Origin of the sequence: Chitinivibrio alkaliphilus ACht1, from assembly GCF_000474745.1 — a bacterium.
In the GTDB taxonomy this organism is placed as follows: Bacteria; Fibrobacterota; Chitinivibrionia; order Chitinivibrionales; family Chitinivibrionaceae; genus Chitinivibrio; species Chitinivibrio alkaliphilus.
This window is the reverse complement of the sequence record NZ_ASJR01000005.1, coordinates 108709-129407: the sequence shown is the minus strand read 5'-3', so window position 1 is coordinate 129407 and position 20699 is coordinate 108709. Positions and strand designations below refer to the sequence as shown.

Below are 20699 nucleotides of genomic sequence, written 5' to 3'. Positions count from 1 at the left end.
TCTGGAGACAGAGAGAGAAAAATAAGAAAAAAGCAGCATTTTGGGGTACATTACACAGTACTGTTTGTTTGTACTACCTGGGAGGGGTTATGCAAATGTCCATTGTGGGACGTACCGTACTGGTACTCTGTTTTTCCATTTCTTTTCTTTTTTCTGCACCCCATGTCAACGAGCGTTTTGAGCTTCGTCAACCTGACGGAACTCGCATGCCGGTGATTGTGAATGGGGATGAGTATTATCAGCGCGTGGAAGATCTCCATGGCCGTACCTTGATTCGTGATGAGGAGGGGTGGATCTGCTACGCCCAGTTGAATCATGATAGTACTGAATTTATTCCGGGGGAGCGTTATACCGATACAACCCTCGTGCCGCCGCCCGGTGCAGATCTGCATCTTGAGCTACATGCAGATGAAGTTCAGCGACGCTCCTTGGAGAATCGACGAAAGCTGCATGTTGATACACGCGGACGTCCCGCTGATGCTCCGCCGTCACAAGAAGTGGTTGGAGATCAGGTGGGGCTTACCCTTTTGGCTGACTTCTCTGATGAATCGGCAACGGTTTCACGAGAATATCTGTATGATCTTATTAATGGAGAGGAATATGGTACGCACGGTTCTGTGTGGCAATACTTTTATGATATCTCCAATGGAAAACTGAACTATAAAAATATTGTTACGGAGTATATTCGTCCATCACGCCCAAAATCGTACTATGATGATCCTAACGTCGGATATGGGCAGCGTGCACGTGAGCTTATTCATGAATTGCTTGACTCTCTATATTATGACGGGTTTGATTTTTCAAAGCTCTCTCGCGAGGGGAATCAGATTATTGCGGTGAACCTCTTTTATGCGGGGAGCCCTGATCATGGCTGGTCAAACGGATTGTGGCCTCATATGAGTGGTCGTCTCGGGTGGACATCGCCCGATGGTGCCTATACCACTGGAGCGTATCAGATAACCAATATTGGGCAACGCCCGAACATTGGTACTTTTGCTCATGAAAATGGGCATATGCTCTTAGGTCATCCCGATCTGTATCCCTACAGTGGGGAAAGAAACTGGGTGGGGCGTCTCTGTCTCATGGGTTCTGGTATGGGCACAAATCCTGCGCCCATGAATCCCTGGTTTCGCTATCAGAACGGGTGGATAGACAGTGATGGGATTGTGAATATTACCGATGTTACATCGGGGACATTCTCCATGGAAGCAAACGACATGAGTGAGGTGGTCTACTACCGGAGCTCACACGACGCCAATCAGTTTTATTTTATCCAAAATGTATCTCGAAGTGGGCGCTGGGCGTCCCATGCAACGGGCAGTGGTATGAAGGTGTGGCGTATTAACAGAAATCGAGGGGCTTCCAATACCCGTTCTGAGGATAATAACCCCCTGGCCGCGGTGGTTGGATATTCCAATAATATCTACATGAGCGGCCGTTCTGATATCGCTTTCAGTGCAGAGACAACTCCCGCTGCCCACTGGCATGAAAATGTATCCTCCAGCTTGGAAATTCGCAATCTCAGTGATGCCGGTGCTCTCATGACCTTCGATATTGGCGACGGGGCAGAGCTCTTTGATCTGACCATTACAGCAGAACATGGACAGGTTATACAGAATCCTGAGGGAGACCGGTTTTCCGAAGGAGATACGGTTGTTCTTGAGGCGGAGCCGGAGTACGGATATCAGTTTTCTCATTGGGATGGAGATATTTCGGGCAGTGAGAATCCCTATACGCTCATTATGGATGAGGATTACTCCGTGGAGGCTCATTTTACTGCCATGGAAACCTATACCCTCAATATTGTTTCAGAGCAGGGGTTTGTCGCGGTTGAGCCCTATCGGGATGCCTATGTGGCAGGTGATGAGGTGACTCTTACGGTGTTTCCGGAACCGGGGTACAAGTTTTCCCAGTGGGATGGAGATATTTCTGGTGCGGCGCAGAACATAGAACTCACCATCGATGAAGATATGGAAGTGGTGGCAGAATATACCCCCCATGGGTATGAGACCCGTTCCGGTGATGCCCTCAACTTGGTATCCTTTTCCTCTGAAGATACCCACGGAGATGGGCGACCTGCCCAGAACCTGCTTGATGAAGATTCCACCACAATCTGGTTTAGTGACTGGCAGGAGGCTGTTCATCCCCATGAGATCGTGCTTTCTCTTCATGAACCGCATGATATTGCCGGGATGGTTTATCAGCCACGGGCAGATCATGAAAATGGACGGATTCGTGAGTACGAAATATATGTAAGCAGTGATGGTCAGGAGTGGGGAGAACCTGAAGTATCGGGAGAGTGGCGTAATATTGGAGAGAAACAGGAAGCACTTTTCGAAGAGCTCCGTACCGGGACATATGTGCGCCTTGTTGCACTTTCAGAGGTAAACGATGAGCCCTGGGCGTCGGGAGCTGGCCTTGGGGTGCTCTATAATCCGGCATCTACGGGAATCATTCAGGGGCAGTCGTCACGAGCGCCACTAATGCTGCAGGGAAGTGTTTTATATATCGGCCTTGATGAGGCTGTTACGGTTGAGTTGGTTACCCCGCAGGGACGCCGTGCCTATGAAGGCGTACGTCGAGGAGATACGCATCTTGATCTCCGTCAGCAGGGTGTAGCCCCTGGTGTTTACCTGCTTCGTGTTCAGACCAGTGACGGCACACGGGCATTCACACGGCAGGTGCGTCTTCGCTAAGAGCAGTCTGCCCCCTATTTATACGTCCGTCGTGCCTGTGCACGGCGGATTTTTTTTATGGAGAGTGGGCTACGGATGTTCCGTCGCGGCAAAGAATTTGCAGAAAAATAAGAAATTCTGTCGTACTTCTCTATCAAATGAGTAGATTTATACGGAATGAGGAGCTTTTCCAAGGAGCTCATATGAAAAAAATAGAGATACTTATCGGTACGATTCTTGTTTGTACCATGACGGTTCAAGGGGAGTTCTTTACTAATTTTCATACTGCTGCTGTTGCAACAGGGCGCTATGAAAGCGGTGCTGATTTTCTGCATTCCCTTTCTAAATATGGAACTGATTCCACCAGCGATATGGCAGTACAACAGCTGTTGTGTCGCCTTGTGCCAGAGTTTGCACGGGCGGTACAAGCCTGGAATGACACGAGTGGGGGGCCGGTACACGGCAGTGATCCCTCCATTTTTTCTACTGGTCCCTCGGGAGAGTATATTGGTGCGGGACGGATTATTTCTGACAGGGATGGAGAGATCCGTCGTATGGAGCTTCCCCGGGGCGGGCGTGTGCGTTACACCGCTGATAATGGTCGCCTTAAGTGTGCAGAGGTGTCAAACGTACACGGACAATCGGCGCGTATGGAGAGTTCTTTTTCTCCGGCCTCTCGTCTTTTGCGGGAAGAGCTCTTTCTTCCCGAACAGGAGCACTCCCTCCTGTGGGAATATTCCTATGAAGAGGCGTGGCACCCCTTTCCCCGGGGTGTTCGGAAATGGGCTGCTGTGCCGAGGAAGGACTCTTCTGTGGTGGTGCGTTCCTTGACCTATGACTCTCAGGGACGGATTCGTTCCTATGTGGATCTCAAGGGTGATGATACCCTTCGGGTGTATGGGGCCTACTACGACTCCCGGGGACATGTGGTGCGTGAAACCCTGCGTGTTTCCCGTGATGATGGGTGGGATACACGCAGGGTAGAATATTCCTACACCTCTCGTGGGGCTGTAGAGGGTGTGCGTATTGTCGGTGATGGGGAAGAGAAACGAGGGGATCTTTCTTTCTCCTATGCTTCCGATCCGCCTTTTTTACGCAGCGAGGGAGGATCTGAGGGTGACTTGCGTGTACGTCATACCAGCGATGCGGTTCATCTCTTCTCAGAAGAGACGGTGCAGTCTGTTCAAGTGTACACAACTACGGGGCGTCGCCTGCATGAGTTGCCTCTACGGGAGCGTGTTTCCGGAGAGTATGAGTTTTTTACTGCGCCCTTGGGTCGAGGGACATATATTTTACAGGTACGAACCACTGCGGGGATTCATTTCTATCCCTTGACGCTCCAGTAATTTTTCTTTGAGGTGACATGAAACAATACTCTCTTTCGCATATTCTGAGTCAGACACGATCCTCCCTGCAGGGACGATGGGGGCAGTCGGCCTTGGCTACGGCCATATATCTCATGCTTATTTCCCTTCACGACTCTCTTCTTACTCCTGGGATGAGCCTTCTTTTAGATTGGATACTGGCAGGTCCCCTTCTTTTTGGGCTTTCCCTGTTTTTTTTGCGTGGTATGCGGGGAACGCACGGCAAAATGAGCGACCTCTTTGCGGGGTTTACCCGATTTCACCGTGTGTTTTTTACCTATCTACTTATGACAATGTATACCCTTCTGTGGTCTTTGCTGCTTATTGTTCCCGGGCTTATTGCCGTGTACGCATACTCCATGGCCTATTTTGTTCTTATCGATGCGCCCCATCTGTCTCCCTCTGAGGTTTTGCGGGAGAGTCGACGCATCATGGTTGGACAGAAATTTCGCTTATTTCTTCTCCAGTTTCGGGTCATAGTTCGCGCAGCTCTTCTGGGCGGGGTCTGGTTTACCCTTCTCTTTCTCGCACGATACTATGTTGCTCCGCAGGTGCCGCAGGAGGGACTCTTTCTCTCCGGGGGATTTCTCTTTCTTCTCTGGCTTATTCCCTATTCCATGAGTGCCACGGCCTGTTTTTATACGACGATTATGGAGGGCGCAGACGGGTATGGTCAGTCCCATGGGGAAGATCCTCTGGACGAGTCTGTACTTGAATATACCCTGTAACATATCTTTTCTATCTATATTTTTGTAACAGTGGTATGACGAAACTCGTCTAAGGCACTCACCGTGGACATTGTATATAAAAGGGAAGCCTATGCCTATTGCACCGCGATTGAAAAAATGGGGAATTCCAGCTGTGTTTCTTCTGGGGGCGTATTTTCTGTATCAACAGATCAGTGATACCGAACCGCCGGGGGGGCGACGAAGTCCTCGAGAACAGACGCAACAACTATTTGCGCAGCAGGTGTTTCCCGATAGTATTGCACCGAGCCTCTCTTTTTCCGGGCGTGTAACCTCTTCACAGGATATTGCTGTTTCCACAGAGGTTGGCGGACGGGTACGGGATGCGCAGTTTCGTTTTCGCCCGGGGCAGCGTTTTTCCGCTGGGGATATCCTCTATCAGCTTGATGGGCGGGAGACCTATTATGACCTTCAGAGCCGCCGGGCAGAGATACATCATGGAGTAAGCCGGCTTCTGCCGGAGATTCGTCGTGATATTCCCGATGCATATGAGAAGTGGGCTGAGTTTTTTAGTTCACTTGAGGGGCTTCATCTTCCTCCGCTTCCTGCCATGGAATCGCCCCGTGAGCGAATGGTTGTTATTCGATATGACATACCGCGCTTATATTATGAGTATCAAAAAAATCTCTTACGGTATCGACGCCATACCTATCGTGCACCCTTTGATGGGGTGGTTCTTGAGGCGGATATTTCACCGGGGGCGTCCGTGGGGGGGCATAGTCGTGTTGGACGGATTCTTCGTACGGATACCGCCTATGTTGAACTGTCCGCGTCACACCGTCAACGATCCTTTCTGAGGGATGACATGCCCGCAGAGGTCGTTCTTCCAAAGGGGACCCGTGCGGAGGGGCGGGTCGAACGTATCTCCCCAGTCGTTTCTCCTACACGGCAAGGGTTTTCCTTCTTTGTTCGCCTTGAAGACCCGCTATCAGCGGGGGTTCATCCGGGGGAGTATGTTTCTGTACGGCTCTCCGGCACTCCGCTCTACGGGGTATCGCTTCCCCGTGATGCGATACAGGATTCAAATAGGGTGTATTGTATTGTAGATGGTGCCCTCCTTGCCCGGGAGGTTACCCTGGCCTATGAAGGTACGGAGCAGGTCTACATCACCCAGGGGCTCTCTGCCGGTGATACGGTTGTTGTTGAGCCCGTACGCGATGCGCTTCGGGGAATGAGGGTTCGTCCCACCATGGTGGAAGGTGCCGCACAATGAGAGGTTTAATAAAAGCCTGTATTATCTACCCGGTATGGGCGAATGTGCTTATGTTTGCCATCTTGGCCTTTGGGCTATTCTCTTTGTCCGAAATGAACACCTCCTTTTTTCCGGAAGTTCCGGCTCGGTCTATCAGTATTTCCGTGCGCTATGCGGGAACTTCTCCCGAAGAGATAGAGCAGGCGGTCATACTTCCCATAGAAAATAATCTTCGTGGTCTTGCCGGCATAGAGCGTACCACCTCCTCTTCCCGTGAAAATAGCGGGAGTGTGCGTATTGAGGTCTCCGATGCGTATGATCCGCAAGAGGTATACGATGAGGTGCGGGTTGCCATAGATCGCATTGCCTTTCCTGCAGGGGCTGAGCGTCCCGTGGTACAGTTGCAACAGTTTCGTGCCCGGGCGGTTATGGTGGCAGTGTACGGTGATGGTGATTTATGGAGCATTAAGGAGCGTGGCCAACAGTTTCGCGATGAACTCCTGCTCCATGATGACGTTTCGCAGGTCTCTCTTACGGGGGTGCCCCGACGAGAGATTTCCGTAGAACTTTCTCCGGAAAAGCTTCGTCGTTTTAATCTTACCTTTGATGATGTCCGCACCGCCCTGTCTCGCGCCAATGTTGATATTACCGGTGGGGCGGTACAAACCCCTCGCGAGCGACTCATGATTCGTGCATATGGAAGAAGAAATACGGCCCGTGAGATTGGCGATATCGTGGTTCGTGCAGATGAAAACCATCTTCTTCGGGTACACGATATTGCTTCGGTGGTAGAAAAATGGGAGGAGGAGTCGTCCCGTCAATACTACAACGGTCATCGTGCGCTGATGGTTCGGGTGGAAAAAACCATTGACGAAGATATCGTTGCTGTGGCTCAGGCTGTGCGGGATCAGGTGGGAGATTTTTCTCAGCGTCATGGAGAGGTTTCGCTCTCCGTGGTTTCTGATGCAACAGTGCCCCTGCGACAGCGTATCGGTCTTCTTGTACGAAACGGGGTAATTGGGTTTTTCCTTGTGCTTCTTGTGCTTGGACTCTTTTTAAACGGACGCCTTTCCTTTTGGGTTGCCGTGGGAATACCCATCTCCTTTGCAGGGATGTTTATTATTGCAAACATATGGGGAATTACCATTAATGTCATTTCTATTATGGGGATGATTATTGTGATTGGGATACTTGTGGATGATGCCATTGTTGTGGCAGAAAGTGTGTATCAAAAACATGAAGAGGGGCTCCCCCCGTTTCAGGCTGCTGTTGAGGGGGTTCTTGATGTGGCCCTTCCCGTAACCACGGCGGTGCTCACCACGATTCTTGCGTTTCTTCCCTTCTTTTTTCTTCAGGGACGCATGGGGAGTTTCATTTATCAGCTCGCCTTGGTTGTTATCGGCGCGATCTCTTTTTCCCTTGTTGAATCATTTTTTGTATTGCCCGCACATTTAGCGCACTCGAAAGGGCTTGAACCACAGGTGCGTGTGTCAGCTCTTCGTCGCCATTTTGATTGCGCATACGCCTTTGTAAAAGAGCGTGTGTACGGCCCGCTTCTTATGTGGACCTTACAGAACAAGGTGCTCCTAACGGCCCTCTGTGGTGCCTATATTCTGCTTACCCTGGGGCTTATTCAGGGAAAACACGTGGAGTTTTCCGCATTTCCCTATACTCCTCGTGACGATGCAACGCTCAGCGTAACCATGCCCACAGGAACGCGCACGGCCGTAACAGACTCTGTTCTTGCCGTGGTAGAACAGCGTATTTGGCAGAAAAACGAAGAGATACGGCGAAAGCGTCCCGATAGTAGTTCGGTGATAGAGAGTATCCAGCGATCTGCCGGTGCTCATGAGGGATCGCTTTTTATCGAATTTCTCCCCGAGCCACATCGTGGTATTCCCTCTTTTGAAATTCAGCGGCGCCTCCGTGATGCCGTGGGAGATATTCCCGGAAGTCGTGAACTCTCCTTTCAGTCGGGTAGATGGGGGCGAGCGGTGTCAATTAGTGTACGCAGTAACGACCACGCTCAGCTTCAGCGAACCCGCGATCTTCTCGTGGAACGGCTGGAGGAGTATCCGGAGCTTACTGATGTGGGCGATACGGATGAGGAGGGAGGTCGTGAGATACGGGTGGAACTATTGCCTCTTGCCCATGCAGCGGGGATTACTCTGCAAGATTTGGCCACGCAGGTTCGTCATGCGTTTCATGGTGATGAGGTCCAGCGGTTTCAACGGGGAGAAGATGAGATTCGTCTTTTTGTGCGCTATGGTGATGCACATCGCAGTTCCCTTGCTGATCTTGAGACCATGGAATTGCGGGGCAAAGATGGCGTTGTATATCCGCTTCACACCCTTGCAACAGTGCGAATAGAGCGGGGAGTTCTTGCCATACAGCACCTTGATGGTCGCCGCGAACTTCGTGTGGAGGCTGACATGACAGATCCCGAGGCGTCGGTGAGTACCATGATAGAACGGTTACAGCGTGAGGTGATTCCTCCCGTGGCAGCTGCCGTGGGAGATGTGCAGATTTCCTTTGAAGGACGGGAGCGGCAAAATCGTATCTTTATGGATTCCCTTGCGGGAAGTTATCCCTTTGCGCTCTTAGGGATATTTCTTCTCTTGGTTGTGGTGTTTCGTTCGCCCTTACAAGCCTGCATCATTGTGTGCATGATCCCCCTTGGTATGCTTGGGGCCGTGTGGGGACATTATATACATGGGTATATGATTAGTCGCTTCTCAATTTTTGGGGGAATTGCCTTGGCCGGTGTTATTGTAAATGATAGTATTGTCTTTATCGATAGAATAAACAAAAATTTAAAACGAGGGATGCCCGTATTTGAGGCTACCTATGAAGCAGGACAATCACGCTTGCGTCCCATTCTTCTTACGACCCTTACTACCGTTGCCGGCATGGCTCCCCTCCTATTGGAAACAAGCCGTCAGGCTCGGTTTCTTGTGCCCATGGCAGTATCCATCTCCTATGGGCTTCTTTTTTCTTCTCTCTTTATTTTATTTTTAGTACCGGTATTTTTTCTAACACTTAATAAACTGCGATGGCGGATTGCCCGTCTCTCCCATCCTGACGCCACGAAGGAGTCCGTGGAGCCCGCTGTCCGTGAAATAGAAGCTGAACGGGAGGTCTTTTTTCATGAATAAGATACGTGCCCTTGTTCTGGTTGTGTGGATCAGCTCTCTTTCAGCAGGGTCTTTAACTTTGTCAGATGCCCTTGCGGAAGCGCTGCACCGAAATCATGGGATTGGGCTTGCCCGTTTAGAAAAAGATCAGGCTGCGCATGAGCGTATGCGTATTCCCGGATATGTATTACCCAGACTCTCTGCGCGGGGCGGTGTTGAGTATTCTCGTACCGATGGCGGGGAAGAACATCGTGGAAGCCGCGCCGGGCTCTATCTTGATTGGACACTCTTTGACGGCTTTGCCATGTTTTATTCCCAAGACCTCACGGATATGCAATCGACTCAGCGAGAGCTTCGTGCCCGGGAAGCCATAGAGGAGACTGCCATGGAGGTTGCTGCACGTTACTATGAGTTTCTTCATGCAAGAACGGCCCTTTCCGTAGCAGAGCAACAGCTCTCTCTGAGCGCAGAGTATCGAGATCTGCGTGCGGAAGAGTATGCCGCGGGAAATGTTCCCCGTACAGATATGCTCACCCAGCGTGTGCGGTATAATAGTGATAAGGCGCAATATGTGCAGGCGCAACAAGACTCTCTCACAGCACACATGGCCTTAAATATTGCCATGGGACGCCCCCCCGATACTGTTCTTTCCGTGGCCATGGATACGACCCTGCCAGAAGTCACCGAGCCGGCAGAATACTGGGTCTCACTGGCCCGTGAAAATAATCGTGCTTCAGAAATCAAGAGCCTTGCAGTGCAGATACGTACCACCGAGAAGGCAATTGCCCGGGCGCGTCTTTGGCCCACCTTTTCTGCCGCTACTTCTGCGGTACAGCAGGGGGGAGATAACTCTGGAGGTCGCTTTACCGCCTCCATACAGGTGGATATGCCCATCCTCGATGGTTTTTCACGCCGTACAGCGCGGTACTCTGCCGCCACTAGCAAAGAGCGTGCCCGTCTTGAGCAGGAAGAGCAGGTTCAGGTGCTTACGGGAGAAGTTCATCGTATTTGGCAGGAGTTTCACACCGCTCGCCAGCAAATAGCCTTTGAAACAGAGGCCGTGGCTGCAGCGGAGGAGAGTCTCGCCCTTCTTTCAGAAGCCTTTAAACGTGGCAGTGTTGATGCTCTTGCTCTTCGGGAAAGTCAGATGGAGTATATTACGGCCAAGATGCGGCGTGAGTCTGCGCTCTATCAAAGCCGCATGCGTTCTCTTCAATTACGCCAAGTGGCTGGTGGCTCTTTTTTCTAAGGGAGGCCTCTCATTTCCCCGTGGCTCCCGATATATTTTTCTGTTTCTGACATTGGGGAGGAGTGGTGGAGTTTACCAAGCAGCAGCAACGGATAATAGAGGCAACGGGGAATCTTTGCATAAATGCCGTGGCCGGCTCAGGCAAAACCACAACCCTTGTGGAGTATGCCCGCCGTCGTCCTCGCCTGAGCAAAAAACTCTATATAGCATTTAACGCTGCCGTTCGCCGTGAAGCACAAGAGCGTTTTGCCGCAGCGGGAATAGAAAATATTCATGTGCAGACAGCTCACTCCTTAGCATATGCCTGGGTTGTTCGTCCCGGTGGGTATGAACTTGCCGTGCATGGATACCGCCCTCATGAAATATCCCGAATTCTCTCAGTGCAAAATAATGGCAGTCCTCATTTTGAGCATATCCTTGCAAGTCATGTGGAGAAGTTTTCCGCATGGTTTTGTAACAGTACGGCTCGTAAGGTGCAGGAGCTTGACTATCGTGGCTGCGTGAGCGACCCGCGTGCTCGTGCCTTTGTTGATCGGTATTATACAGAAATAGAGTATGCAACACGTCGTTTTTTAGCCCTTATGGATCAAAAACAGATTCCCTGTACCCATGATTTTTATTTAAAGAAGTTTCAACTCATGGCGCCACAGCTTCCGTACGACTATCTCCTTTTTGATGAGGGACAGGATGCGTCGCCGGCCATGCTTGATGTATTTACCCGCCAGGAAGGAACAAAGGTAATTGTGGGAGATACGCATCAGCAGATTTATGGGTGGCGTTTTGCCGTAAACTCTCTTGAGAAAGTTCCCTATGAGCGGTACAGCCTTTCCACAAGCTTTCGATTTTCCCCGCCAATTGCATCTTTGGCGCGAGAGGTTATCCGGTGGAAGGATGCCTTGGAAGAGGGGGAAGATGTTGAGATTGTCGGTGCAGGAAACATTTCTGAGGGGACGCAACGTGCGGTTATCGCCCGAACCAACCTCGGACTGCTGTTGCGGGCTATTTCTTCGGTGGTACGGGTAGAAGAAAAAAAGAAAATTTATTTTGAGGGAAACCTTACATCCTATACTTATGCAGCAGCAGGGGCATCTCTCTATGATGTACTCTATCTCTCGTTAGATAAGCGTGAGCGTATACGCAATAGGGTAATTCGCTCCATGGGAGATCTCTCAGACCTCTTGGAGTATGCCAAGCAGACCGCTGATATGGAGCTTTTAATGCTTCATGAGATTGTAAAAACCTATGGAAAGGATATCTTTTCCATTCTTTCAGTGCTCCATACCCGTCATGTGGAAAACCGTGATGAAGCAGAGCTTATCTTCTCTACGGTACATCGCTGTAAGGGCATGGAATATGATGTGGTGGAGCTTGCCGATGATTTTATGACAGAAGAGCAGTTTTACCAGGAAACGAAAAATCCCCATCGTGATCCAGCAAGTAAGAAGGCTCTAAGGGAAGAGGTAAATCTTCTGTACGTTGCTCTCACACGAACCCGTGGCGTGCTGTATCTTCCCTCCCGCTTGATGCCTGACCGTACGGATCTTTCGGCAATTCGTGCCGCGGAGGAACCAAAAGGGCAGGGGCGCTCCGTATTGTCTCTGCCAAAACGTGGCGGACGACGATATCGTCCGTGGACCCCTCAAGAAGATGAGCGTCTTTTGGCGGCAACAGATCGCAAGCTTCGTCTGCGTGAGATTGCCCGTATTCTTGATCGTTCTGTTGGTGCTGTTCGATCGCGGCAGAAAAAATTACACCTTCGATAAGGGTGGATCTATGCAGAGCGCGGGGTGATATCCCACATCGGGGTATACCTTTCACGCATTGTTTTTGATATTTCCCGAAAATAGGAGCGGAAAATATATTTGCGGTCTATCTTAGAACTAACAACACAAAAAAGGATTTTCAATGGTGCATTTTTCCGTAAACATGCACACATTCACAACGGCTCTTATGACGGTTTTTTTGTTCTTCTCTTCCCTTTTGGGACAAGGGGTTTCTCTTTCAGGGCGGGTGGTAGATGCGGCTGATTCTACGACGGTTCTTGCAGGGGCTCGTGTTTCTCTGCAAGGGCATGACCTTACAACAGAAACAAACCATGATGGGGAGTTTGTCTTGGAAGGATCCATCTCTTCGCTCATCTCCGAAGGGGCAGCGCGGTATCAGGCTGGGGAGGTATCTCTCCATGAAGCAGGGGTGCAGGTTCGTCCGCCTCGGTCCGGGAAGTACTCCCTTGCTCTCTATGATACCCATGGTCGTTCTGTATACACCGCATCGGGCAAGAGCAGGGCTGCCGGGGAGGTTCAGGCCCATTCCTTTTCCCTAGCACGCGGCGTTTACACGGTGGTTCTTTCTCAGGGCAGTCAACGTTGGACGTCACGGGTCTCCACTATCTCAGCAGGGGCCGTTGCCGCGGAGCAGTCCGGCGAGCCCGCAACTCTTCGCTCATCCCCCCCTTCGGAGAATATACTAAAGGTGGAGAGAGAGGGGTATCATACCGAATATGTTTCTCTGACAAGCTTGCAGAAACATGCTGTAACGCTGTATGTGTCATCGCAGTTTCATCTGCATCAGGGTATCATGGCTTCCACCTTTTGGGTTGGTCAAGGGGCAGGAGATGATAATCACCATATTTCCAACGTGCCCAGTGCATGGGACACTGAGTGGGGAGATAATTTTGGCCTTGAAGATGCACCGCAAATTCCCCGTGATGGCGATTTCATCCCTCAAGATGCCCGGTTTACTGGTCGTGAAAACCCCTATTATATCGCCTTGCCCTATAACGATTATGATAGTGTTGTTTTTGACGGAAGCAATCCGCAACATATGGATGCCGTTGCTTCACTGCAGAGTGAGTACTATCATGCTCATAATAAATGGCTTGGCCGTCAAAGTGTTTTTACCCGTGCCATGGCACCTATTTTTGATACCGATGAGTGGGCACTTCGAAAAGAAAGCGCCCATGCCATACCGTGGAAAGAGGCAGAAAACTGGTCAGGAAAATCAATGGTGAAGGGGCGGTGGGTTCGTATTCGCTATCAAGGAGGAGAGTGGGTCTATGCCCAATGGCTTGATGCAGGTCCGTATCACTACGATGATACTGCCTATGTCTTTGGCTCTGCCCGTCCCCGTAATGAAGAGGGCAGCGGCATGGATGTATCGCCCTATGCCGGCATAGATATAAGCCCGTCTGTTTGGTTGAAAATGGGAGTTGAGCAGGATTTTTTCGACCAATGGGGTGGGATAAATGATACGGTTGACTGGCAGTTTGTGCGAGAAGAAGATGTTCCTCCCGGTCCTTGGAAACACCACGTCTCAGATAACAAAACAAACTGGGTGTATTAGTCCGACAGGGAGTAGTGGTTCTTCTTGCGGGAAATAAACCCTTCGTCGCAGAGTTGCTGTAGGACGGCATCTCTGCGGGGGTCTTCCACAAGGGATGTGAGGGTCTCCACGGAGCATCCCTTTTCTCCGGCACGGCTTATTTCTCGCAAAATCGCCCCGCGCACCGCTCTCCGTGACCCTGCAAAGGGGCTTTGACGAACGTGGTGAGCACTGTTCCGTGCGGGGTTTTTCTCTGTTCGTTTTAGCATTGTTCCATAGTCCATGAGGGCTGAATACCAGCGGTAGGGGTTTGTTTTGTCAAGACAGTCTGCTACCAGCGGATGAAGCGTCTCATCGGAGATGCTTGTCTTACCGGGAAAAAAGTGGTGTATAAACACGGCCCGGACATTTGTTTCAATAAATGCCACGGGACGGTTATGGGCGTATACCTGCAGTGATGCGGCTGTGGCGGGCCCTATTCCGGGTAGAGAGCGAAGGTCTGAGTCCTCTGTTGGAAGAGCACCACCGAAGGTCGTCGTAATTCTCTGGGCGGCCCTGTGGAGAAAGAGGGCCCGCCGATTATACCCAAGCCCTTGCCAGAGCGTTACAATTTCTCCTTGTGGGGCGGCGGCAAGCTCTGCAAAGGAGGCAAAGCGGTTCCGAAAAAGATGAAATTTTTCACACACCCGGGGAACTTGCGTCTGTTGCAACATCACTTCTGAAAGAAATGCCGTAAAGGGAGAGCGTTCCACTCTCCAGGGAAGGTCGTGCCGGCCAAAGGTGTCGTAGTATGTATAAATTTTGCTTTGTAGTTCTTCTGGCGTCATGGGAGTGGCTCCAAGGGGGGATACGGATGTTCTGGGATGAGGCGCCAGCGATTATGGGGTACCCCTTTGAGGCGAATCGAGCCGTGCTGTGCGGTAGAGAATATATCTGCCCCTGTTGCATGGATGCGGCGAAGGGCTCTGGGGTGGGGATGACCATAGGGAGAGTTTTTGCCACATTGGATCAGGGCGATTCTCGGGGCTACTGCGGCAAGAAACTCATGGGTAGAAGAAGAGTTTGAACCGTGGTGCCCCACTTTAAGCACTGGTGCATACAAGGCATCAGGGGTGTGCTTGAGTAGTTCTTCTTCTACCTCCTTTTCAGCATCACCCGTGAGGAGCATGGTATGGGCTCCTATGCTGAGGCGTGCTACCACACTTCCATTGTTGAGCGATCCCCACAGGGTATCGGGGTGAAGGATTTCTATGTGTAGATTTTCACGGTGGTAGGAATCCCCTCTCCTGGCGGCAACACGGGGGATATGCGCATGTTTTGCTGCAGCTACGTAGTTTTCATAGGTCTGGGTTGTATGGGGATGGTATGCACAGAGAAGAGTATCGACGGATTTTTCTGCAAAAAGGGTTGACAAGCCACCAATGTGATCGGCATGAGGATGGGTTGCAATAACAAAATCAAGGTGGGAAACAGAGTGCCGCCGGAGATACCGTACAAGGGAGTCTCCCATGGTGGGTGGGCCAGCATCAACCAAGATGGCGTGATTGTTCGTTGTAACCAAAATAGCATCGCCCTGTCCAACGTCAATAAAGTGAACCGCGAAAAGGGGGGCATGCGGATCGCTGCTGCAGGAAAGCCACAGAGAAAAAAGAGTATCGCCCCCAAAGCAGAGAAGGGGACGGCTCGGAACTTAGCGTAAGCCTTGACTCTCTTCAAACTCTCGTCTCTGACGCATCATGGAGCGGTATGACGCTCTATTTCTATCACGGGTCTCCGCATCTCTTCTTCTGCGATTAATTATCTCATCCCGGTCCTGGTGCGCCTGCTTGGCAGGATCTACATCTGCTCCCAGATGCGTATGAAATGTCTGAAAGGGAGAGTAATACTGATTGACCGAGTCGGAAGCTCTTCGCAAAGAATCCTGCCGTGTTACGGCACGCATACGTGCCGCTTCGAGGGAATCACGGGATGGCTCACGGGCAACAGTATCAGCCTGTTCAGGCGCACGTTTTTCAGCACGTTCCGACTCGCTTCCCTGATCTGCACAGGCAACTAAGAAAAAAAACACACTTAAAATGATCGCATAATACTTCATTTGCAGTACCTCTTCCTTAAAGAGTACGGAGAAGAATCGTCACTTATTACTCCGTATTTTCAGTATAGGAGTGATCATCCTCAGAATCGTTTAGAGCCCCTTCTTTATAGGCGTCCTTATTTTCTATGCGGATTGTTTCATTATCCATGTATACTTCTATCTTGTCGTTTTCCCCGTAATAGCCCTTCAAGAACTCTTCTGCAAGGATATCTTCAATATTCCGCTGTATGGCTCGTTGAATAGGTCGAGCCCCCTGTTCACGATCAAAACCGCGATCGAGAATAAACTCTCGAACTGATTCTGTAAAGGAGACGTAGATATCGCGTTCTTCCAGCCGTTCTTCCACTTCAGCAAGTTTGTTTTCGACAATTTGTGAAAGAACTTCCCGCCCAAGGGGACGAAATACTATTGTTTCGTCAACACGGTTGAGGAATTCAGGCGTGAAGATTTTCTTCAGCTGATCCATCACCTTGGACTTCATAACCTCATACTCAGATTCATTCCCCCCAGAGGTAAATCCCAGCTGTCCCTTCGAAGCGCCGCGAGTTCCGGCGTTGGAGGTCATAATAATAATGGCGTTTTTAAAATTAATCGTTCTTCCGTATGAGTCTGTGGCAACACCATCATCAAGGATTTGCAAAAGAATGTTAAACACATCGGGGTGTGCCTTTTCAATCTCGTCAAAGAGAATCACAGAGTAGGGCTTTTTCCGAACCTTTTCCGTGAGTTGGCCCCCTTCCTCATATCCCACGTACCCCGGAGGTGCTCCAACAAGGCGTGATGCGGCAAACTTCTCCATGTATTCAGACATATCAATACGAATAAGGGCTTCTTCAGAATCGAACAACTCGAAGGCAAGCTGTTTTGCAAGCTCTGTTTTTCCCACCCCCGTGGGCCCAAGAAAGATAAAGGAGGCAATGGGGCGATTAATGTTGTGTAGTCCTGCCCGTGACCGTCGTATGGAGCGAGCCACGGCGTTCAAGGCCTCGCCTTGGCCAATAACGTGTTCTCCCAGATGTTCCTCAAGGTGCAGAAGGCGCTGTGACTCTTCTTCTTTGAGGCTGGATACGGGCACTCCCGTGATGGAGGCGATAACCTCGGCAATGACTTCCTCATCAACAGTAAAGCGGGTTTCAGCAACCTGCGATCGCCACTCTATTTTCTTTTGCTCTAACTGCTCTTTTAATTCATCCTGTCGGTCACGAAGGCGTGCAGCCTCCTCAAAATTCTGTTCCGACACAGATTTTTCTTTATCGCGAATTGTTGCATCAATATCAATCTCAATTTTTCTGATTTCCGGAGGAATTTCCATGCTGGAAAGACGCTTCCGAGCCCCCGATTCATCGATCATATCAATCGCCTTATCAGGCAGGAACCGGTCAGATATATAGCGGTCTGACATGCGTACCGCCGCGAGAATGGCCTTCTCGGTGTATGTTACCTTGTGATGCTCTTCATATTTCTTTTGGAGCCCCTTCAGTATATGGACGGTTTCTTCTGCCGAGGGAGGATCCACCATGATGGATTGAAAGCGACGATCCAAGGCGCCGTCAGACTCAATGGAGTTACGATATTCATCGAGGGTGGTTGCTCCAACACACTGTATTTCCCCCCGTGCCAAGGCCGGCTTAAAGATGTTTGATGCGTCAAGACTTCCCTCAGATCCCCCGGCTCCAACAATTGTGTGGATTTCGTCAATGAAGATAATCACATGGCTATTACGAGTCAATTCTGTTATGAGCGATTTTACCCGTTCTTCAAATTGTCCACGGTATTTGGTTCCTGCCACAATGGATGCCATATCAAGGCTAAAGACAATCTTTTCTTCCAGGGCTTCAGGAATGTCCTTGTCGATAATTTTTTGTGCCAGTCCTTCCACAATGGCAGTTTTCCCAATGCCGGGTTCACCAATGAGGAGAGGATTGTTCTTTTTTCGTCGCGAGAGTATTTGTATGATACGCTCGATCTCTTTTTTTCGCCCGATCACCGGATCAAGGCGTCCTTCCTTTGCTGCTTGATTTAAGTTTCGCCCAAACTTATCAAGGAAGGGGGTTTTGCTTTTCCGTGGGCTGCTGCTTTTAGCCCCGCCAGTACTTTGGGTATCCTTCAGTACTTCCGCAATTTCCATTTTTACCACATCATAGGTGACATTTTTTGCCGTAAGGGTTGCGGAAGCAGAAGATTCCGTATCTTTTATGAGGGCCAAGAGTAAATGCTCTGTACCGACATATTTATGAGACATGTTTCGTGCCTCAACGGCAGCATTCTCAAGGACTTTCTTTGCACGGGGGGTAAAGGGGAGCATCTGCCCGATGGTCATCATTCCGCCTGTAGATTTCAGACTTTCTTCAATATCCCGGGCGATATCAGCAATCTCCACTTTTAAGGATTTAAGGATTGCCACGGCAACGCCGTCTCCTTCCTTGATTACTCCCAGTAAAAGATGTTCCGTTCCAACATAATCATTTCCCAGACGCACAGATTCTTCCCGTGCAATCTGCATTACCTTTTTAACTCTATCTGTAAACATTCCATCCATCACAATTTCTGCTCCTCGTATACACGTCTGCCATGGTATGACAATTTTGTGTTTCTAATTATTCATGCTTCTATTGCTGAAATATATATCCTGTACGCTCCCAGTCACCATAGCCTTTCAGATACAAGAGGTATGACAGCCATTGGGAGAGGGCGGTATGGGTAAATCGAAATTGGTAATCGCTGTTGTTACAATCAAACTCAAGAATGTTTTTTCCCTGAAATACGGGGTGGAAAAGATCGGCCAAAGGAAAGGTTTGTACGCCGTCTTGGCCGGAAAACACCAGGGTGTTACCATAGAGATCAAGTTCCCCCGTATCAAGCATGATCACACGTCCCTTGTAGTCAACCTTTACCTGGGAAACGTGTGAGTCATGGATAAGGTGTCGATCCGGGGTTGACGAGATAGCTGAGAGATCTTGCTGAACCAGCTCTGTTTGTGCCTTATACCAATCATAAAAATCTCTGGGCTCTTTTGGAGCAGGAGCTTCTATCTGTAAATTTGGGGTAAATACCTTTTCCGTCCCACATGTGTCACATCGTACGGTGTTTTTATCCATCTTGAGGGTATTGCGGGAGTGGCAGTGGGGGCAATACCAGAGAACCATCTCCATACCTGCCGTGATGTCTGTACCGGAAAAGGAAACATCTGCACAGGCTTTTACATCGTTATGCTGTATGAAAGAGCATATTTCCTGACGCAATTCATCAGCGGTACGCTCCGTTACTTCCTGCGCTGAGATTACTTTTCGAAACACCGTAATCTCCCCTTTTCGTGCTGGTCCGGTGCTCCACCATGGTTTCGAAACAAAATTTCCCCGTAGTCGATAGAGAACAAGGGGGGCCTTAACTTTTTTCGTAATGCGTTCTATACCGGGATAGATTGGTTGGGTTTTTCCTGACCATGATGCCTGTCCTTCGGGAAATACCAGGAGGGTGTAGCCGGCACGAAGACTTTTCATGGCACGTTTTACCGACTGTGCGTCGGACTGGCCTTTCTTTTTACTAAAACAGCCAACGTTGCGCAGATACCATCGGGTCATGGCCGAAGCCTTAAACCCAAATTCATTCATCATGATTGCTATAGGTTCCGTGGTGTAATGGCCCACTATCCACGGATCAAAAAAATTAGCATGGTTTGAAATAACAACGTAGGGGGCTTTTGGCAAAGGGTCGGCAGACTCGTGAAGTCGCACATTAAACTTACGACGCAACACAAGCCGTACTCCCCAGCGGTTTATCTTCCAGAATAATTGTCTAAAGGTTTTCATAGGTTCTCAATTTCAAGCTATACATTAAAAAGAAACTCCATAATATCACCGTCTTGGACAGTGTACTCTTTGCCTTCCTGTCGTATTTTCCCTGCTTCTTTCAAGGCTGCTTCTGTCTTATATTGCCGTAAATCTTCCAGGGTGTACACTCGTGCCTTAATGAAGCCTTTTTGAAAATCTGTGTGAATAACTCCAGCTGCTTCAGGAGCGAGGGCCTTTGCAGGAATTGTCCACGCACGAACCTCTTTTTCCCCCGCTGTGAAGTAGGTGTGCAGCCCAAGGAGCGCATAAATTTCTCGTGCCAGTCGATGCAGCCCCGGCTCTGAAATGCCAAGGGATTGGAGAAACTCTTCCTGCTCTTCCTGTTCGAGTTCTGCCAACTCCTCTTCAATTTTTCCGCAGAGTGTAAGGCAGAGGGCCTCATCTGCATGGGCAATCTCACGGAGTTTTTGTACATGGGCGTTGTCTTCAAGGAGGGTTTCCTCATCGACATTTGCCACGTATAGCACCTGTTTTGCCGAGATGAGGTGAAGTTCCTGGAGCACGTCGCCGCGATCTTCAAGGGCTGCCCGTCTTAAGGGGGTTCCTTCTTCAAGGTGGCGTAAGGCGGCCCGGAGGGTTTCGGTTTGTTGTTTGGCCAGCTTATCACCGGATTTTACCCGTTTTTCCACGCGGGGCAGGGCTTTTTCCACGGTCTCCATATCTTTTAAGACAAGCTCCATATCAATAATTTCCACATCCCGCTGAGGATCTATGGAGCCGTCCACATGAGTAATATCTGTCGTATCAAAGCAGCGCACTACATGCACAATGGCATCAACACTTTTTATGTGGCCCAGAAATTGGTTCCCCAGTCCTTCACCCCGTGATGCCCCTTTTACCAAACCGGCAATGTCAACAAGTTCGAGGTAGGCCGGTATCACTTTTTGGGGAGCTACCAGATCTGCAATTTCGGTCAGGCGTGGATCCGGTACGGCGACAATCCCGGTGTTTGGATCAATGGTACAGAAGGGGTAGTTGGCCGCTTCTGCTTTTCCCGATGAAATAGCATTGAATATGGTGGATTTTCCGACATTGGGAAGTCCGACAATTCCGGCAGAAAGACTCATTACAA

At 50.0% G+C, this 20699-nt stretch carries 14 protein-coding genes; 8 read left to right on the top strand and 6 right to left on the bottom strand.

Features of this window, described 5'->3' with window-relative positions; all coding sequences use genetic code 11:
- Positions 1-89 precede the first annotated feature (89 nt).
- From CALK_RS03685 to CALK_RS03650, 8 genes are all read left to right on the top strand, one after another.
- The gene (locus CALK_RS03685; protein WP_081697977.1) at positions 90-2696 is read left to right on the top strand and encodes a M6 family metalloprotease domain-containing protein; all 2607 of its coding nucleotides are present in this window, start codon (positions 90-92) and stop codon (positions 2694-2696) included.
- A 182-nt stretch (positions 2697-2878) separates the two neighbouring features.
- Positions 2879-4021 carry a hypothetical protein gene (locus tag CALK_RS03680; protein WP_022636311.1) on the top strand — a complete coding sequence of 381 codons (1143 nt, stop codon included), beginning with the start codon at positions 2879-2881 and terminating at the stop codon, positions 4019-4021.
- 17 nt (positions 4022-4038) lie between these two features.
- Complete coding sequence (locus tag CALK_RS12025) at positions 4039-4767, top strand: DUF975 family protein (RefSeq protein ID WP_022636310.1); 729 nt, start codon at positions 4039-4041, stop codon at positions 4765-4767.
- Between the two features lie 91 nt (positions 4768-4858).
- The gene (locus CALK_RS03670) at positions 4859-5998 is read left to right on the top strand and encodes an efflux RND transporter periplasmic adaptor subunit (protein ID WP_022636309.1); all 1140 of its coding nucleotides are present in this window, start codon (positions 4859-4861) and stop codon (positions 5996-5998) included.
- The gene (locus tag CALK_RS03665; protein ID WP_022636308.1) at positions 5995-9132 is read left to right on the top strand and encodes an efflux RND transporter permease subunit; all 3138 of its coding nucleotides are present in this window, start codon (positions 5995-5997) and stop codon (positions 9130-9132) included. The genes CALK_RS03670 and CALK_RS03665 overlap by 4 nt, the downstream gene beginning before the upstream one ends.
- Positions 9125-10360 (top strand): TolC family protein, encoded by a 1236-nt coding sequence (locus tag CALK_RS03660; protein ID WP_022636307.1) that lies wholly within the window; start codon positions 9125-9127, stop codon positions 10358-10360. Before CALK_RS03665 ends, CALK_RS03660 begins: the two co-directional genes overlap by 8 nt.
- A 65-nt stretch (positions 10361-10425) precedes the next feature.
- The gene (locus tag CALK_RS03655; protein ID WP_022636306.1) at positions 10426-12123 is read left to right on the top strand and encodes a UvrD-helicase domain-containing protein; all 1698 of its coding nucleotides are present in this window, start codon (positions 10426-10428) and stop codon (positions 12121-12123) included.
- A gap of 142 nt (positions 12124-12265) precedes the next feature.
- The gene (locus CALK_RS03650) at positions 12266-13702 is read left to right on the top strand and encodes a carboxypeptidase-like regulatory domain-containing protein (RefSeq protein WP_022636305.1); all 1437 of its coding nucleotides are present in this window, start codon (positions 12266-12268) and stop codon (positions 13700-13702) included.
- On the opposite strand, the gene CALK_RS03645 is transcribed toward CALK_RS03650, so the two are convergent.
- From CALK_RS03645 to ychF, 6 genes are all read right to left on the bottom strand, one after another.
- On the bottom strand, positions 13699-14508 hold the full coding sequence (locus CALK_RS03645) for an HhH-GPD family protein (protein ID WP_022636304.1): 810 nt from the start codon (positions 14506-14508) through the stop codon (positions 13699-13701). The two genes, CALK_RS03650 and CALK_RS03645, sit on opposite strands and share 4 nt — an antisense overlap.
- A complete protein-coding gene (locus tag CALK_RS03640) occupies positions 14505-15269 on the bottom strand; it encodes a ComEC/Rec2 family competence protein (RefSeq protein ID WP_275574364.1) in 765 nt (254 codons plus the stop codon). Before CALK_RS03640 ends, CALK_RS03645 begins: the two co-directional genes overlap by 4 nt.
- A 102-nt stretch (positions 15270-15371) precedes the next feature.
- A complete protein-coding gene (locus CALK_RS03635) occupies positions 15372-15776 on the bottom strand; it encodes a hypothetical protein (RefSeq protein WP_022636302.1) in 405 nt (134 codons plus the stop codon).
- Between the two features lie 46 nt (positions 15777-15822).
- Complete coding sequence (locus tag CALK_RS03630; RefSeq protein WP_022636301.1) at positions 15823-18315, bottom strand: ATP-dependent Clp protease ATP-binding subunit; 2493 nt, start codon at positions 18313-18315, stop codon at positions 15823-15825.
- A 70-nt stretch (positions 18316-18385) separates the two neighbouring features.
- The gene (locus tag CALK_RS03625; RefSeq protein ID WP_081697975.1) at positions 18386-19585 is read right to left on the bottom strand and encodes a lysophospholipid acyltransferase family protein; all 1200 of its coding nucleotides are present in this window, start codon (positions 19583-19585) and stop codon (positions 18386-18388) included.
- Between the two features lie 17 nt (positions 19586-19602).
- Positions 19603-20694, bottom strand: coding sequence for a redox-regulated ATPase YchF (gene ychF, locus CALK_RS03620; RefSeq protein ID WP_022636299.1), 1092 nt, complete (start codon positions 20692-20694; stop codon positions 19603-19605).
- Between the last annotated feature and the right edge of the window lie 5 nt (positions 20695-20699).

Coding starts and splice junctions, on each gene's coding strand:
- CALK_RS12025 (WP_022636310.1), top strand. CDS start 4,039: ATGAAACAATACTCTCTTTCGCATATTCTGAGTCAGACACGATCCTCC.
- CALK_RS03665 (WP_022636308.1), top strand. CDS start 5,995: ATGAGAGGTTTAATAAAAGCCTGTATTATCTACCCGGTATGGGCGAAT.
- CALK_RS03650 (WP_022636305.1), top strand. CDS start 12,266: ATGGTGCATTTTTCCGTAAACATGCACACATTCACAACGGCTCTTATG.
- ychF (WP_022636299.1), bottom strand. CDS start 20,694: ATGAGTCTTTCTGCCGGAATTGTCGGACTTCCCAATGTCGGAAAATCC.
- CALK_RS03680 (WP_022636311.1), top strand. CDS start 2,879: ATGAAAAAAATAGAGATACTTATCGGTACGATTCTTGTTTGTACCATG.
- CALK_RS03635 (WP_022636302.1), bottom strand. CDS start 15,776: ATGAAGTATTATGCGATCATTTTAAGTGTGTTTTTTTTCTTAGTTGCC.
- CALK_RS03630 (WP_022636301.1), bottom strand. CDS start 18,315: ATGGATGGAATGTTTACAGATAGAGTTAAAAAGGTAATGCAGATTGCA.
- CALK_RS03625 (WP_081697975.1), bottom strand. CDS start 19,585: ATGAAAACCTTTAGACAATTATTCTGGAAGATAAACCGCTGGGGAGTA.
- CALK_RS03645 (WP_022636304.1), bottom strand. CDS start 14,508: ATGACGCCAGAAGAACTACAAAGCAAAATTTATACATACTACGACACC.
- CALK_RS03685 (WP_081697977.1), top strand. CDS start 90: ATGCAAATGTCCATTGTGGGACGTACCGTACTGGTACTCTGTTTTTCC.
- CALK_RS03670 (WP_022636309.1), top strand. CDS start 4,859: ATGCCTATTGCACCGCGATTGAAAAAATGGGGAATTCCAGCTGTGTTT.
- CALK_RS03660 (WP_022636307.1), top strand. CDS start 9,125: ATGAATAAGATACGTGCCCTTGTTCTGGTTGTGTGGATCAGCTCTCTT.